Below are 16,852 nucleotides of genomic sequence, written 5' to 3' on the forward strand. Positions count from 1 at the left end.
GGGTGGAATGGTTAGTCATAGTACTTTATGGGGTTACGTTGTTGATCATTTGCCTTTTCAGTTTGGGTCAATTCAATCTTACATGGCATTATTTGAAAGCCAGAAAACAGAAAGAAGAAGCTACTGAAGAACTTTCAGAATATCCGGTAGTTACGGTTCAGTTGCCCGTTTTCAATGAACGCTATGTAGTTGAAAGATTAATTGATGCTGTGGTTAAGATTGATTACCCAAAAGAGAAATTGGAAATTCAGGTGCTTGATGATTCCGATGATGAGACAATACAAATCATTGAAAATAAGGTGACTGAATATGTCGCCAAAGGCTGGGACATCCATCATGTAAGAAGGCCAGAACGTATCGGATATAAAGCCGGAGCTCTAGCCTATGGCATGGAAAAAGCGAAAGGTGAGTTCATTGCAATTTTTGATGCTGACTTTGTTCCAAATCCTGAATTCCTTGTTCGAACGCTCACAAAATTTAGTAATGAGAAGGTAGGCATGGTTCAGACCAAATGGAGTCACCTCAATACAGACTATGGCTCACTTACTAAGATTCAAGCATTTTGGTTGGATGCTCATTTTACTGTAGAACAAAAAGGTAGAGAGCATGCTGGAAGCTTCATAAACTTCAATGGTACCGCCGGAGTATGGCGCAAAGAATGTATAAAAGATGCCGGAGGTTGGCAGTATGATACCATCACAGAGGATCTCGACTTAAGCTACAGGGCTCAATTGAAAGGGTGGAAATTTGTCTATAAAGAAGAAATAGAATCTCCTGCAGAGCTACCAGTTCTTATTCCTGCCGTAAAATCACAGCAATATCGATGGAACAAAGGGGCAGCTGAAACTGCACGAAAAACATTAGGGAAAGTATTGACCTCTAACATAGGCTGGAATCATAAAATAAGAGCCGTATTTCATTTGCTCAATAGCTCCGTCTTTTTGCTACTTCTAATTGCTGCAGTATTGAGTATACCTATGCTTTATATCAAAGAGTATAATCCAGATTTAGCGCTAGTATTTGACTTGGGAAGTATTTTCATTATTGGTTTTTTAGCCATGGGGTTCTTCTATTGGGTTGCAGCAAAAGCCACACATCCAGAGTATACTTTTCGTTATTTTATTCGCAATTTCCCTATGTTTCTGGCCTTTTCAATGGGCATGGCTCTTCACAACTCCATTGCAGTTGTGGAAGGATATCTAGGAATTAAAACACCGTTTGTAAGAACTCCTAAATTCAATGTCCAGTCAAAAGGTGACTCTTGGAAAGGAAATCAATATTTGAATAAAGTGCTAACCCCCGTCACATTTATGGAAGGGCTGTTATCCATCTATTTCATCTATGGAATTTTTTCAGGATTCAAATTAGAAGATTATGGTCTTTTACTTTTCCATGGAATGCTAGCGATTGGTTTTGCTTATGTATTTATTTTGTCGGTAAAACCGATGAAGTACCAAGGCTAAAAAATTCACACCCAAAATGCCTATTCAGAACAAGACTGGCTATTATACTTTTTTTTTAGTCTTTTTTCTTGCTCTTTTATCCATCAGTAATTGGATAGAAAGGCATGAAACAATGCCCCTCCTATTTGCTTATTCCAGTGCATTTATTAGCTACGTATTTATTCTGTTAAGGCCGAAAAACTCAAACCTACTCTTAGCTTCTGGGGTAATTATTCGCTTCCTTTTCTTCCTGAGTCTCCCTATCCTTTCTGATGACTTATATCGTTTTATCTGGGATGGGACATTATTAAAAAATGGCATTCATCCATTCGCAGAACTGCCCGGTTATTATTTAAGCCAAGGAATTCCCGAGGTTAGCAAAGAGCTATTCAATCGGCTCAATTCACCAAACTACTTCACGATCTACCCACCACTTAACCAATTCATTTTTTGGTTGAGTGCCGTTATTGGGAATGGAGATTGGTTGGTATCAGCAAACATAATTCGGCTCATTTTGTATGGTGCTGATATTGGATCGTTTATTCTCTTGAAGCAACTACTCAAGCACTACGGGAAATCAGAAAACCTTGCTTTCTGGTACTTCCTCAACCCATTAGTCATTCTTGAATTTGTTGGAAATTTACACTTTGAAGGGTTAGTCATCTTTTTTCTTTTACTAGGCGTTTATGCTTATGAGAAAAATAAAAAAACACTTTCTGGCATTGGATTGGGCTTAGCAATAGGAACCAAACTACTCCCTCTTATCTTTCTTCCCTTTTTCTTCCTAAAGGGGATAAAAGAAAAAAAATGGAGTGCTGCTATTCTTGGAGGATTAATAGGGATATTGACACTTCTCCCAATGCTAAACCAATCTTTTATCGATGGGATGCAGGAAAGCCTAGACCTCTACTTTCGGTCGTTTGAGTTTAATGCAAGCCTTTACTTTATTGCTCGTGAAATAGGCCACTGGATCTACGGGTATAATAATATTGCCTTAATCGGGCCCTTGCTTTCTATTTTTTCAATATTGAGCATACTAAGTATTTCTGTCTTTGGATTAATAAAAAAATGGTCAGTGCCCAAGACTCTTTTATTCATTCTAACGACATACCTTTTACTTGCCACCACAGTCCATCCATGGTATATTCTCCCTTTGGTTGTCTTTGGGGTATTGTCCGGTTACTGGTACCCAATTATCTGGTCAGCCATGATATTTTTGACTTATGTTGGATATACTAAAGAAGGTTTTGAACTTCCTATGTTCATAGTTGTTATCGAATATTCAATAACAGGTTTAGTTTTGCTAACTGAAATACGAATAAAAAATAGGTTATGAAAAAATACCTACCTCCATTCATCATTTTACTTGTTTCTTCCTTCGCTTCGTGTGGGCAAAAAACATTTGATCAAAAAATGGAAAGTCTTTATAAAAAGACGGTCCCTCTAATTAAATCGGATTCGTTGAAATCAAAACTTAATAATGTTGTAATCTTAGATACTCGGGCAGAACAAGAGTATAATATAAGTCATATCTCAGGAGCACGATTTGTTGATTATGACGACTTTGAAATAGATCAGGTCAAGGATATTCCTAAAGACCAAGAGGTTATCGTTTACTGTTCTGTGGGGTATAGAAGTGAAAGAGTTGGAGAAAAACTTCAAAAAGCCGGATTCAAGAATGTGAAAAATCTCTACGGAGGTATTTTTGATTGGAAAAATCAAGGATATGATGTGATTGGATCAAACAATCTGGCAACTGATAGTGTACATACATATAACAAGTCATGGGGACAATGGCTTTACAAAGGAATAAAAGTATATGACTGATAGATTATTAATGATTTTCGTGAAAAACCTGATTCCAGGCATGGTAAAAACCCGTCTGGCTAAGGATATTGGAATAGATAAGGCCTTAGATGTCTACATGGAACTGGTGAATCACACGAACAAAATCACACAGAAGATTGAAGTAAACAAGGCTGTTTACTATTCTGAATATGTAGAGATAGAAGACATCTGGGATACCGGAAATTACGAATTGAACGTACAAAAGGGGATGACTCTGGGAGAGAAAATGTCTACCGCTTTTGATGAGGCTTTCGATTCACATAACAAAGTGGTCATCATAGGTAGTGACTGCTATGATCTCAATTCTAAAATAATCAAAAAGGCTTTTGAAATGCTAGATGAAAACGACCTGGTCGTTGGACCAGCCAAAGACGGAGGTTACTATCTGCTAGGTATGAGTGAATACCTTCCTCAATTATTCCAAAATAAAGAATACAGCACTGACTCTGTTTTAAAAGAATTGCTAAACGAAGCAGAAGAGCTAGAACTCTCCGTACATCAACTTCCAACACTTAGTGATATCGATACGTTAGCGGATCTAAAAGAAACAGATATGGATTGGGAAAACCTTGGCGCTGATGCTCAAATAGACGGTGAAGAAGAGGCTTACTAGACCTCTTCTTTATTCATATCTCAAAGAATCAATTGGGTTCGCTCCAGAAGCTCTCCAGACTTTCACTCCTATAGAGGCGAGAGCGATAACTACTGAAACCAAACCTCCAAGAACATAAATCCACCAAGATATCTCTGTTTGATAGGCAAAATCCTCCATCCATATATTAATGATATAATAAGAAATTGGCGTGGAAACCACGAATGCCACAATAATCAATAAAATGAATTCTTTACTAAGGATGGTACCAATTTGAAGGATAGATGCTCCCAGCACTTTTCTGATTCCCAACTCTTTTGACTTTTGTACGATGGTAAAGGAAATCAATCCAAATAACCCCAAACAAGAAATCAAGATAGCAGTTGCAGTTGCGGTGGAAGCCAGCTTTGATGTTCTCCTCTCAGTTTGATAAAATTGCTCGATGGTTTCATCCATGAAATAGACAGTCAATGGATAGTTCGGATAGATATCTCCCCACGTATCTGTTAGTTCATTTATTGTTTGTTCGATTTGACCTACTTTCACTTTAAGTGCAAAACATCTCGATTTTTCTCGATAGCGATAAAGCATAGGCTCAATTGGATTATGTAGAGATCTGAAATGGAAATCCTCTAGAATTCCGACAACAGTATGATCCGCATTGTTATACTCAAACTGGGTTCCTAAGGCTTCTCGAGGATGGTCAAATCCTAACTCATGCATAAAAGTTTCATTGATCAATAGCTCAGGCAGAGTGTCATTGGGTAGCAAATTTCTACCTACCAGCAATTCTATGTCATAGAACCTTAAGTATGTTGTATCTCCCGACTTGATATGAGGATTGATCACAATCTCTCCTTCGGAGCTTTGATATTTAACAGTGGATGTAGAATAGCCACTCTGTACAGGTGGTGTACTCTGAAGAGCATATTCTCTGATCTCAGGCATCTCATCTATTTGATTCAAGATCAATTTTGACTTGCTGTATTGCTCATAATATGGCGTGTAGAAGTATATCACCCCATCTTCCTTGAAGCCCAAATCTTTGTCAAGCATGAAAGATATTTGCCAGGTGATTGCTATCGTACCTACTATCAGCAGTTGAGAAAAAAGGAATTGAAACAAGATCAGCGCTTTTCTAATAAGTGATCCTCCAGGGTTCTTTGAACTTGATCCAGAGCGTAAGGCTTTTATCGGTTGAAAAGATGAAATGATCCACGAAGGATATATCCCTGCAATTATTCCCACAGTTAGTGTTAAGATGACAAGAGCTAGCCAAAATACAGGGCTATCGTATTCCAGTGTTGTACCTTCTGGAATGAATTCTTCAAAGAAAATAAAGCCATAATGAGCAATAGGGATAGCAAGTAATACAGCAAAAAATGAGACTAAAGTACTTTCGGTTAAGAATCTACCAACAAGCTTGTGTTTCGGACTTCCCAGAACTTTTCTCACCCCAACTTCTTTCGATTTAGCTGTTGATTGCGCAGTTTCTAAATTCACAAAGTTAAAAATCGCAATTAGCAGAATAGCAAAAGCTATGACACTCAATATCGTCAAGGTAGGCATGTGAGCTGCACTCCTGCTATTATTAAAAATGCCAATTTCAGGATCAAAATGAATCTCAGCAAGTTCCTGTAACTTAAAGTTCTGATAATAGTCTTTATTTTCTTGCTGGTCTGAAACATGTTTGCTTAGCTCATCAAGTTGAAGCATTAGATCAACTTTTCCTACATTATTAGATGTCTTGACCCATAATTGGGAAGAACTATTTGTACTCCCCCAGTCCCCAGTAAAATCATCTTTCAGCCATGACTTGTCTATAGTAGCATAGGAAATAAAATCAGTAAAATCAAAGTCAGTATTATAGTCGGGAAGTTCGACAATACCCGATACAAAGAGGTTTAGTGAGTCGCGATAGATTACTTCTTTACCCACCATATCCAGCCAATCAATGTTTCCAAAGTATTTGAGTGCTTGATCTGTCGTTAATACTACTTGAAAAGGTTCCCCTACAGATTTTTCAGGTGAACCTGCGAGCCATTCATATTGATCAATAGCTTTAAAAAATGAGGGGCTGGCAATCACAAAACTACCTTGCGATTCAAATTCTTTTGTCTTACCTGATGCCTCCGGGATATCTACTGCTGCACGATAAGTATGGAAATAAGCAACTGCATCCAATCCTGAAAAAGTTTCTTCAACGTATGGTCCTACGGGTATTGAAGCTCCCTTATTAATGGCTGTGAATGATCCTGAGTATGATGTGTAAATGCGATAAATCCTATCCTCATCGGGAATCTGTGTATTGAAGCTTATTTCAAACCTGACAATACTCAAAATAGCCAGAAAAGCTCCTACACCTATGGCAAGACCTAGAATATTGATTGCTGTTGTTCCTTTATTCTTAAGCAAATTCCGCCAGGCGATAATCAGGTTATGTTCCAAGAAAGTAAGTGATGTGTTAACTCTAGTATTATTCATTTTAGTCCTTTTTAATGCATATGATCTGAAACTTCTGATAACGATCCACCAATAAAATATCTTCGAGAAACGAATTCCACTTTCAGTGATAAATTCATTATAAACTTCAAAAAGGTCTCCTTCAAGTTCTTCAAGCTTCTCATCAGAGCAGAACCATCTAAAGATTTTTAATGGAAGTTTTGGCGGGGTGTAACTCATCTTAAGTTTTCCAGTGCGATTTTGGGTATTTGATTTCTCATTCTGTTTCGAAGCTCATTTGCTGTCTCCAAAGCCACTTTCCCAGCTTGTGAGATCGTAAAAAGGCGTTTGCGCTTTCCTCCTCTTTCACTCGACATCTCACCCATCCTGGAATTCAATAGTCCTTTTTCTTCCAGACGATAAACTGCCGCGTGCACCGAACTGATGCTGACCTTTCTATCGGTCTGCTTGTTCAACTCTCGCTGGATGGCAACACTGTAGGCATTGTCATACAATATGCCTACGGTTAGTAGTACGAGCTCCTCAAATTCGCCAAGATTTGTTCCTTTCATTTTTTGAAATATTAATTTCGTAAATGTAAGTAATATACTAAAACGAAAAAATAAGGTTACAAAATCTTTGATTAAAAGTATTGACCTATGCCAAGCACAAATCCATTAATGCTTGGCTCTTGTAGGTTGAACCCATAATCTACACGCAGAATAGCATTGTAGATTTTTTTATGAATCAGACGAAAACCACCTCCTGCAAAAAGCACAAAATTCTGTGATTCAGCAAAATCAGAAAAATTTCCACCTGGATTTCTCCATGATCCCAAGTCAGAAAAAAGTACACCCTGAACAGCTATCTTCTCTCGATCTCTTAGGGTTCTCCTATATTCAGTATTCCATATAATTGCTCCGGTACCTCTATCCACTCGGTTGCCAACCCCTCGTATATTTAGGTAGCTATCAAGGACAAATGGCGCAAAGGGGCTCTCCTCATTGGTACTTAGACCTAACCTAAGTCGGGTAGCAAGGTTTCCCCTTTTCCCACTTCTTTTAAAATATTTCACATCATTAAACGCGATGTAAAAAGCAGGGTCATTATCAAGTGATTGAACGGTCTGAATGTTGAGCTGATTATGTAGTCCATCGAGATAAAAAAAATGGTAATTAACCCTGTTCCAAATAAATGTCGCTTTGCCTAAAAGTTTATTCTTAGTGACTTTTTCCGGGGCTCCTTCAAAATCTCCTTCCGTAAATTTTCGGTAGTCTTCCGTAAAGAAAGCACCACCAAACTCAATCCTGTCAGTGAAATTTAGATATCTGATAACATTAGCACCTAGCGTGTAATTATCATATTCATATTCCACCGTTTGCCCTGAAAAGAAAAGTGGTTCCAATGTTGACCACTTTATCAGATTAACATTGGCTCCCCACTGTGACTGTCTGATCCTATCAAACGTAAGGTGAGTGGCGAAGGAATTACGATCATAATATTGGTAGTAGGCAGTCAGCTTGTTTCCCTTTCCGCCAAGATTAGCTTCTGAAGCTCCTACCTGAACCCAGAAATTCTCTTCTATTCCTCCAAAACTGAAGATGGGAAGTAACGTGTATAATTCTTGAAAAACATAAACTAATTCAACTCCCTGATTCAGCTCTTGAACTTCAAACTGAACATCCGAAAACATCTCAAGATTTGCAAGACGTTGTTTTACCTCTATAATTTCTGTAGAGTCTAATGGATCTCCTTTCTGGATAGAAATGAATTGACTGATATATGATGGCTTGGTTTTCTTTAGCCCTTCAAAACGAATTGCTTCTATTTCCTGGGAATAGGAAATAGAAGCAATTGATAAGATATATGTTACAATTAATAATCTCTTCACTATTGGCGTATCACTCGGATACCCAAATTTATAGTTTCTCCTGCTCCCTGACCTTCACTACCTAACCAAAAATTGGTATAAAGGAATTCAAGTTCGATGAGATTCGGAATCAATTGATATTTTGTACCCACTCCTGACTGAACAAAGTACGAGAAAAACGCTTCAGCTTTTTCAACATCATCAGCAGAATTATAATGAGTAGGGAAGTATTCTGTCATACCATAGATTGTCCATCTGGATGTTGGGAAATAACTATAGAAAACACTTGTCTGTGTTTGAAGAAAATTATTACCCGCGAATGACCCATCATTCACAAATCGATACCAAAAAGCTTGCTGAAAGAATAGCTGAGATTTTTCATTCAATGGAACATCAAAGAAAATTTGATTTAGCCATAGAGTAGCGTCTGTTTCCAGAAAATATTTATTCGCACTTCCTTCAGGTTCATCTACCAAATTGAACAATAGTGTGCTTTGAAGGGACAGACGTGGAACGGACTTTAAAGGCGCTATTTTAATTTTAGGTCCAAATCCTGTTATCCCAGTTTGAGAACTTAATCCTGCTTGCTGAGTATTCGAGTGCTTTACCCAAACATCAAATCCAACATTTATTTGGTCATTAACTCCATATAAAAACTGATTGATAGAAGTAAAGAAATTATCCCTTACACCATTGTCCACCTTGCCTCCATCTGCATCGAAAGACTTTGCCTGTGTATAAAGGTTTTGGAAACTTTTAAATTCCCAATCTCCCTTACCGAAGAGTATGGAAGGTGTGTAGTTCTGAAGGTTGTTCTGAGCTGAGCTGAGAAGGAACCCTGTTACGAGAAATGTAAATAAAATGGTACGCATGTTTTTCAATTTTCATCAAAGAACGTAGAACCAGTCCAAAAGGACGGTCAACTAAAAGACAATTCACGTTTTGTGATAAATTGTTGATCTCTTCGAGATATTTTAGACGAGTTTTTCTAGGTCTCGGATCAAAATCCTTCTTCTATCAAAGTTGATTAGGTTTTTTTCGCGCAATTCATTCATCACAGTAGTCACGGTTTGCCGTGATGTTCCAGTCAAACTCGCTATGTCTTTATGGATAAGGTGGTTCTTAATCATGGTTTCAAAACCGACCTTCTGCCCCTTCTCCATAGCCATCTCTTTTAAGAAATCCACGATTCGGGTACGAGCATCTTTAAATACCAATGATTCAATCTTGCGTTCCATCTTTCTCAATCGGAAGCCAACAATCTTCAATATTTTCAAATTAAGCTCTGCATTATCTACCATAAGGTTTTGCAGGTCTTCAATCGTCATCGAACACACATGTGTGTCATTATCCATCGACTGAGCAAAATCTTGGCGCTTATCTTCTCCAGCCAATGCCAATTCACCAAAGACCTCTCCTCGAGTCAAAATGGCCTTTACAATTTCTTTACCATCTGGCCCATATGTTCCTATCTTCACACGTCCATTGGAAACCATGTAAATATTTTCAGAGGATTGATCTTGAAAGTAGATGAAGTCATCTTTTTTATACACTCCCGGAATGTGCTTTTCTTCTAAGTAAGGCGTCTTCTTAGGGCACAAAACTTCGAATAAGTCTGTGTCTTCAAAATACCAAAGATTTCTTTCGTCGCTCATAATCTGTGATGTCAGGATTTGATGCAAATTTGCAAACAACCACGGTTAACAACAATTATAACTAAAAAGCTCCACCGATGGATTATTTATATCTCAAAGCTCTGCACATCATATTCGTAATAACCTGGTTTGCTGGATTGTTTTATATCGTAAGATTATTCATCTATCATACGGAAGCATTAGGAAAAAAGGAACCAGAAAAATCTATTCTTTCTGAGCAGCTGGCAGTCATGAGTAGAAAGCTTTGGCACATCATCACCTGGCCTTCAGCTATCATAACAATCATTCTCGGTACATCCCTTTTAATTTCTCAGCCAGCATGGCTAAAGATGCCTTTTATGCATATTAAGCTAGGTTTTGTACTACTTTTAGTTCTCTACCATCTTGGATGTCATGCTATATTTAAGCAACTTCAAAGAGGCGAAGCGAGGTATTCTTCCATGCAATTAAGGATTTTCAATGAGGGTGCAACGTTGATTCTTTTTGCTGTAGTTTTCCTCATTGTATTAAAGAATGAGCTCAGTTGGATATGGGGTACGGTTGGCCTTATTAGCTTTGCAGTAGTTCTCATGCTTGCAATAAAACTTTATAAAATTGTTAGAAATAAATGATGAAATAAGTATAATTAGACAACCACCTTCTCAGTGGGTTAATAGTAATTATACGAATTTCCCGGCGGGGAACCGCATGTTGCCATTGAACAACAGATAATACACATGAAAAAGTTACTCATTCCTTTCATTCTCCTGATCGCTTGTGATCAAAAGTCTTCTTCCGACTCACTCCCTTATTTGGGTAATACGATATACGAAGAAAATGATACTATTTATCATACCATTCAAGATTTCGAATTGGTTGATCAGGATAGCAGTACAGTGACAAATGAAACCTTTAATAACAAGTTATATGTGGCTGATTTTTTCTTCACATCATGCCCCACCATCTGCCCGAAAATGAAAGCCCAAATGCTAAGAGTCTATAGCAAGTTTGAAGATAATGATAAGGTGATGATCTTATCCCATACCATTGACCCTACCTATGATACTGTGGGACTCTTAAAAGATTATGCTGACAGACTGGGAGTAAGCTCGGATAAATGGAAGTTTGTAACAGGAGATCAGGATTACATTTATGATCTTGCAGAAAAAAGCTACATCTCTTTAGCTGATGAAGATTCAAATGCTCCAGGAGGTTTTGTGCATTCCGGCGCTTTCCTTCTTGTAGATAAGGACAGAAGAATCAGAGGATTTTATGATGGAACAGTTCCCGAGCAAGTAGATGTACTGATGAACGATATTGATAAATTATTGAAAGAGTATGAATAAGCTTAAAAGGGCACTATTTGTTGTGATTGCAGTTGTCACACTTGCATGTGGTGGTGCATCTGAAACAAAAGAGGAGTCGACTCTTTCATCAAGAGATCAAATCAGATTGAAGCAGTACCAAATTCAAGGAGCTAAGATCTACGCTACCTATTGTACGAACTGCCATCAACAAGATGGTAAAGGGCTTGCATCGCTTTACCCTCCACTGGCCGGATCAGATTATCTTCTGGAAAATCTCCCTAGGGCAGCCTGCATTATTAAAAATGGTCAAAGCAAGGAAATAGTGGTTAATGGTGTAACCTACAATCAGATGATGCCTGGCAATCCCATCACAAATCTTGAGATAGCGGAAGTGCTCACATTCATTAGCAATGCGTGGGGCAATGAAGGAGGTCTGATCGGAGTAAGAGATGTAGAGAAGTGGGTTACTGAGTGTGAGGAGTAAGGTCTGACCCCTTACGTCATCCGCGAGCCTGCCTGCCGGCAAAGGCAGGGAATCAAAGCACTCTCAAACTAACTAAGTCTGGAATCTTGCCATAGTTGGTCTTGTGACCAACTATTCTTAGTGTTTACTTGTTGGTGACAACACCAACAAGGGCGAAAGTAGTGAATGGTGTGACCTACAATCAGATGATGCCTGGAAACCCCATTACCAACCTGGAAGTAGCAGAAGTACTTACCTTCATCAGCAACGCGTGGGGCAATGAAGGAGGTCTGATCGGAGTAAGAGATGTAGAGAAATGGGTTACGGAATGTGAGGAGTAAGGTCTGACCCCTTACGTCATCCGCGAGCCCGCCTGCCGGCAAAGGCAGGGAATCAAAGCACTCTCAAACTAACTAAGTCTGGAATCTTGCCATAGTTGGTCTTGTGACCAACTATTCTTAGTGTTTACTTGTTGGTGACAACACCAACAAGGGCGAAGAAGCATGTGGAATAATGATTTCCTCATTTGCAATTAAATCAGAAGCATACGCTAAGACGGCATAGACATCATCCTTGGATAGATGACTATAGGAAGATATTAATTGGTCAATTGTCATTCCTTCAGACAGTTTTCTCAACACAATTTCAACAGTTATTCTAGTGCCTTTAATAACTGGCTTCCCAAGCATCACATCTGGGTTTGTTACAATTCTATTTGTGTATTCCATGACTAAACTGTTTTATACAAAATACGACATATTTTCCTATTTGATTCAAAACTCTGCAAAATCATTCCAATCTTCATTTATGGTTTCAAAGGCCGCTTGAGTGGCTTCTACTTGATTTTTACCCCCTTATTAGTCTTCTGACCAAAGACTCTGCTTCTTTTTATGAAGGAGGAGATATTCATCATTCTTTCTTGAGTGACTACAGTGTGTTTATTTAGTGTAGTTTCTTGTTGGTGACAACATCAAACAAGGGCGAGAAAACTGAACTTCATATATCCAAGCTTTTTAATGATCTTCTGCTTTTTGAGCTTGTAATACTCTGTTAACGTCTACAAACCCTATAAAATCATGTAATAGGAGATTGCTTCAGTCGTTCCTTATTTGTAATGAAGAGGTGAATAGGAAACTATTCAATACCACTGCTGCAATCCAAAGGAACCACAATAGTCGAGGTAGATGTCTTGGTAGCACTCCCTGAAGAACAATTGTCTGTTACTTGCACTCTAAGGGTGTAATTACCATATATAGAAGAGTTTAAATTTTGAAGCATAGAGCGAGTAACAGTTTTTTGTGATCCACCACCCAACAAAGGAGAGTAACTTCCGCTACCGTACTTAAGAGACCATGAATAAGTGTAGTTTAATCCAGAGCAAGAGAATGTACCATTTACATTTGCTTGGAAAGACGCACTAGATGGACTGCCATTATAACATATTTCATCGTATGTAGGGTTCATTGATACACTCCATGATCCTGATCCAGTGCCACCACCACCATTGTCTCCATCATCCCCATCTGGGCAATATTCAACATCAATTGTCTTTACCCCAGATGTTTTTAAACCACAATTGCTGCTTACTCTAACTCTTATTCCAAACGATCCGATTGTTCTTAGAGTAGTGGGGAGTTCTACAATAGAAGAGTTTCCCCCAAAGTTAACCCATCCCCCATACTTGTTATGTTGCCATTGGTAGCTATAACTTCCTGATAAAACACCGCACGTAGTTCCTCCTGAGTTAACAGAAATAGAATAGAATTCATCACTGAGTGTTTGATTACCTCCGTCTATTGGCTGTATTACATCTCCATCACTACAGATAGTTCCATCACCTAAGACAGAGTTGAGACTCCACTCATTATAGAATGTTTTAGAACCATAGATTGTTTTAGGTTCATATTCTGGGTTTAAGAGTACTAATCTTACCGATTTACTACCTGTACCTGAGAAACTGTAATTAAAGGACGAATTGGTACTTAGTAGGTTACCATTGGAGTCAAACCATTTGATTTCTGTTGGGCCATAAGCATTCAATCCTACCACTCGTATATTTTGTGTACTCCCAAGAAGGTTGGAGCCGTTTATTTGTATCGTACCTGTAAGTTCATTGTTTTCATTGGCATAGTTGTACCTATACCGTCCCACAATGTTACTATCCTCATCTCTAGTGAGACTCAGACGATTGCGTGAGTCGTATTCGTAGGATACCGATTTGTTGTTCATATCTGTCTCTGACTCTATACCGACAAGTGGTTTAGTGGTATAGGTGGTTTTTCTATTTGGGTCATTCAATGGATCATATTCGACTTTATTCAGATAGCCCCTAGCATCATATTCATAGTCCGTGTATTGTCCAGAAATAAGATCATAGGAACGAGATATTGCACCATCATTGTCATACATTAGTTCAGATAAGGGTTCGTATCTACTGTCTTTTGTGATATTATTACCAGAAGAAGAAGCCTCATTAAAATTACTTTCTAGTATTGGAGACGTTGCTGTAAAACCATATGTTTTGAATGGTCGAGCTGAGCTTGGAGTCGTGTACTTGTCATATTCAGTATATTGTCCAGAAAGGATATTCCATGTGCTTGTCTCCTTGAAAAGATTTATGGTTTCTACTGGATAACCCAGTAAATTATCTTGTCGCATCTTCCAAAGCGCATCGACTTCACTGGAAGGGCTTGAAGGTTGATTCATAGGTGCGACATCAAATACATATTTCCTTTCAGTTTTCGATTGAGTACCATCCGAATTGGTTTGGACTACCGAAGAAGGATACAACGAATTGGTACTATTATAGTTGAATACTTCGACGCTTTGAGCATAATTGATCTCATTTGAGTGATAATATTTAGCAGTAATTCTTTTTTGCTTTATTGGCACTAAATAGTTTAAATATTTACCTACTATGAAGACCTCATCAATTATTGGTACAGGTTGTCCGCTTCCAAAAAGAAAGGACTCTAACGTACCCCAAAATCCTCCAGGTTTCGTATATCCACTTATGGTAGAAGTAAAAAACACTTTATGACTAGGAAAATTGTATATGGGAAAAACATCTTCTGATGTATAAAAATCGTATGAAATTTCACTTTGTTTTTGATAGCTGCTGTTGGGTAAAAGTTTATAGTTGGCATAAGATTTAATCATTCCTCTTTCAAAAAACCTGGTAGTGACTGGTGTGTATGGAGGGCCTTGGTAACCTCCACTAATTACAAAATCATTGCTGCCGACAATCTCTGTTTCCGGTGCTACATCTGGATTATCTGATGGATTATAGAAAACATATTCTTCTTTACCATATCCATTTCTTGTTACCTCTACTTTCGAATATCCTAAATGACCACCTGATAAATCAAAAACATATCCAAGATTAGTAGAATTTACAAAAGAACTCCCAAATTCATATTCACCAATTCCTTGAGTAAGCCTAATAATGTCAGCATCAGAATATGTAACAGAGCAATCACCATTGTTAAAAATGCCGCCACCTGAACCATTGCAATCAATACTGGTTATTTGCTTCGATGCATACATGGTCATACCATAAACTTTCTTAGCAGTTAACTTAGGATCAAAATAATTATAGGTCGTTGTAGTTTCCTTACCTCCATAATCACTTACAATACTTGATACTCTGATACCACCAATACTATTCCCTGAATTGTCTTTATTGGATTCGTAATTATAGATAGTCTTTCCACCATTTGGGTAGTTAATGGCATTGAGTGTATTGGCCATGCTTGTTGTCTCTGAGGGATCTCTCTCTACACCCGTCACTATCGCAGCATTATGATATACTGCTCCATTATAAGCTGTTGCTCTACCTCTAATAAAGGGGAACCGTTCATCTCTTAGAGCTCTTGCAGCTCCGGGAGCTGTAATGAGTGGATCTGAAAGCCTTCTGCGAGGAGCATTGGCAAATCCTAGATAGTCAAAATTGTAGCCATCCCTTGGAGGAAGACTGTAATAATTCACTTCTTCTCCGTTTGCATTTGTTGGTTCGTCAATATCACTGGAATACTCAAAACTTCTATATAAGTAACCATTCTTATTTATTTTCCTTAGCGCCAGTCTATATCTATTTCTGCCATCACTCAATCCAGTCCAGTTGGTAAGAGTATAAGCTTTTCCGCCATCCGGAACATCATTGGGTATATCGCTACTGGCAAACATGATTGAATTTCTTGAGTCGAAATATTCATGTTCAAAGTCAAGGGACATTACTATGGAATTTCCTGGTTCTTTTACTGCTATACCTGTTAAATATCTATTGCCAATGTCTAATCGACTTGAGCTCCAGGAAAATTGAATAGTCCCTTTTAAGGTTGATATAGAACTTATATAAGAAGGTTGACTAATGGTAATTTTTGTATTGCGTTGCTCAGCTTCCCATTGATCACTAGGATCATTCCAATTTATCTGAGCCGCTGCATTAAAGTATTCATATGAATAACTTGAACCGCTCACATAACTGAAATCTACATCATGAGATGAATTGTAATAATCAATTTTTGCAAGGTTCCAAGTAGATACATAGGCTTTTTCGTTCTCCGGCTTATATTCTCCATCTTCCATACCGTTTGAAATCGTTATTTCATTGGCATTTTTGACTGTACCTACATTACCAAAATGATATTCATTGCCTCCTTCGTCAGTGATTATCCAAACGTCTTCGACGTTGTATGAGCCATCAGGCTGTGGGTAGCCAATGGTTTCAAACTTAATTTCCAAGTTGGAAGAGGGGATAGTATAACCTTGGTTATACGTAGGTGAGTAAATGAATTGACCTCCACCTCCAGGAAAAGAGAAATAGTATATGTCGTATTCACTATCCTTGATACCGTTAGCAACATCTTTATACTCTTGCGTAGTATTTGGATATAAAATGGTGTTCCCATTATCAGGTAATCCTCTCACTACCCTTGTGATCTTTCCGCCGGCTGATAAATTCCAACCTAATCCTATAGGCCCAGCAACATCTTGCACTTTATGCCCCCCAGCATGATAGCTGAGTCCAACCTGAATGCTATGGTCATTGTGATGGGGGAGTGAGTAAAGAGGAACGCCAATTTGGGGTACTCCTGCATATAGATTAACAGGGGTACTAGACTGCCTTACCAATCCCATAGAATTTGGAGAGGGAGGAGTTTGTGCAAACAAACTAACATTGATTAAGATTAAAGCAACCCTTAATACTTGGTTTAAAATGAGGTTGTTAATTTCAAAGTCTATCATTTCAATC

At 38.2% G+C, this 16,852-nt stretch carries 15 protein-coding genes; 8 read left to right on the forward strand and 7 right to left on the reverse strand.

What is annotated here, in order from left to right; genetic code table 11:
- The first annotated feature begins 2 nt into the window (after window positions 1-2).
- Genes ABJQ32_11430 through ABJQ32_11445 form a run of 4 tightly spaced genes read left to right on the forward strand, consistent with a single transcriptional unit; the run spans window position 3 to window position 3,903 of the window.
- Window positions 3-1,463, forward strand: coding sequence for a cellulose synthase family protein (locus ABJQ32_11430; GenBank protein ID MEP5290252.1), 1,461 nt, complete (start codon window positions 3-5; stop codon window positions 1,461-1,463).
- Between the two features lie 16 nt (window positions 1,464-1,479).
- Window positions 1,480-2,778 carry a glycosyltransferase family 87 protein gene (locus tag ABJQ32_11435; GenBank protein MEP5290253.1) on the forward strand — a complete coding sequence of 433 codons (1,299 nt, stop codon included), beginning with the start codon at window positions 1,480-1,482 and terminating at the stop codon, window positions 2,776-2,778.
- Window positions 2,775-3,269: a rhodanese-like domain-containing protein gene (locus ABJQ32_11440; protein MEP5290254.1), complete on the forward strand. Its 495-nt coding sequence runs from the start codon at window positions 2,775-2,777 to the stop codon at window positions 3,267-3,269. Before ABJQ32_11435 ends, ABJQ32_11440 begins: the two co-directional genes overlap by 4 nt.
- Complete coding sequence (locus tag ABJQ32_11445) at window positions 3,262-3,903, forward strand: TIGR04282 family arsenosugar biosynthesis glycosyltransferase (protein ID MEP5290255.1); 642 nt, start codon at window positions 3,262-3,264, stop codon at window positions 3,901-3,903. Before ABJQ32_11440 ends, ABJQ32_11445 begins: the two co-directional genes overlap by 8 nt.
- A gap of 9 nt (window positions 3,904-3,912) precedes the next feature.
- Here ABJQ32_11445 and ABJQ32_11450 read toward each other — a convergent pair whose 3' ends face one another.
- The 5 genes from ABJQ32_11450 to ABJQ32_11470 all read right to left on the reverse strand — a co-directional run bounded on the left by ABJQ32_11450 (window position 3,913) and on the right by ABJQ32_11470 (window position 9,849).
- Window positions 3,913-6,564 (reverse strand): ABC transporter permease, encoded by a 2,652-nt coding sequence (locus ABJQ32_11450; protein MEP5290256.1) that lies wholly within the window; start codon window positions 6,562-6,564, stop codon window positions 3,913-3,915.
- Complete coding sequence (locus ABJQ32_11455) at window positions 6,561-6,896, reverse strand: hypothetical protein (protein MEP5290257.1); 336 nt, start codon at window positions 6,894-6,896, stop codon at window positions 6,561-6,563. The genes ABJQ32_11450 and ABJQ32_11455 overlap by 4 nt, the downstream gene beginning before the upstream one ends.
- Before the next feature lie 71 nt (window positions 6,897-6,967).
- Window positions 6,968-8,215, reverse strand: a complete 1,248-nt coding sequence (locus tag ABJQ32_11460; GenBank protein MEP5290258.1) for a POTRA domain-containing protein — start codon at window positions 8,213-8,215, stop codon at window positions 6,968-6,970.
- Entirely contained in the window at window positions 8,215-9,066 is an 852-nt protein-coding gene (locus tag ABJQ32_11465) for a hypothetical protein (protein ID MEP5290259.1), read from the reverse strand. Before ABJQ32_11465 ends, ABJQ32_11460 begins: the two co-directional genes overlap by 1 nt.
- Window positions 9,067-9,168: 102 nt before the next feature.
- Window positions 9,169-9,849 carry a Crp/Fnr family transcriptional regulator gene (locus tag ABJQ32_11470; GenBank protein MEP5290260.1) on the reverse strand — a complete coding sequence of 227 codons (681 nt, stop codon included), beginning with the start codon at window positions 9,847-9,849 and terminating at the stop codon, window positions 9,169-9,171.
- Between the two features lie 77 nt (window positions 9,850-9,926).
- On the opposite strand from ABJQ32_11470, the gene ABJQ32_11475 reads away from it, so the two are divergent.
- The 4 genes from ABJQ32_11475 to ABJQ32_11490 all read left to right on the forward strand — a co-directional run bounded on the left by ABJQ32_11475 (window position 9,927) and on the right by ABJQ32_11490 (window position 11,939).
- Window positions 9,927-10,460: a CopD family protein gene (locus tag ABJQ32_11475; GenBank protein MEP5290261.1), complete on the forward strand. Its 534-nt coding sequence runs from the start codon at window positions 9,927-9,929 to the stop codon at window positions 10,458-10,460.
- A 105-nt stretch (window positions 10,461-10,565) separates the two neighbouring features.
- Complete coding sequence (locus ABJQ32_11480) at window positions 10,566-11,174, forward strand: SCO family protein (protein MEP5290262.1); 609 nt, start codon at window positions 10,566-10,568, stop codon at window positions 11,172-11,174.
- On the forward strand, window positions 11,167-11,619 hold the full coding sequence (locus ABJQ32_11485; GenBank protein ID MEP5290263.1) for a cytochrome c: 453 nt from the start codon (window positions 11,167-11,169) through the stop codon (window positions 11,617-11,619). Before ABJQ32_11480 ends, ABJQ32_11485 begins: the two co-directional genes overlap by 8 nt.
- Window positions 11,620-11,753: 134 nt before the next feature.
- On the forward strand, window positions 11,754-11,939 hold the full coding sequence (locus tag ABJQ32_11490; GenBank protein MEP5290264.1) for a hypothetical protein: 186 nt from the start codon (window positions 11,754-11,756) through the stop codon (window positions 11,937-11,939).
- 117 nt (window positions 11,940-12,056) lie between these two features.
- On the opposite strand, the gene ABJQ32_11495 is transcribed toward ABJQ32_11490, so the two are convergent.
- Window positions 12,057-12,326, reverse strand: a complete 270-nt coding sequence (locus ABJQ32_11495; GenBank protein MEP5290265.1) for a DUF433 domain-containing protein — start codon at window positions 12,324-12,326, stop codon at window positions 12,057-12,059.
- 406 nt (window positions 12,327-12,732) lie between these two features.
- Window positions 12,733-16,845 carry a hypothetical protein gene (locus tag ABJQ32_11500; GenBank protein MEP5290266.1) on the reverse strand — a complete coding sequence of 1,371 codons (4,113 nt, stop codon included), beginning with the start codon at window positions 16,843-16,845 and terminating at the stop codon, window positions 12,733-12,735.
- Between the last annotated feature and the right edge of the window lie 7 nt (window positions 16,846-16,852).

Origin of the sequence: Marinobacter alexandrii (genome assembly GCA_039984955.1) — a bacterium.
Taxonomy (GTDB): Bacteria; Bacteroidota; Bacteroidia; order Cytophagales; family Cyclobacteriaceae; genus Ekhidna.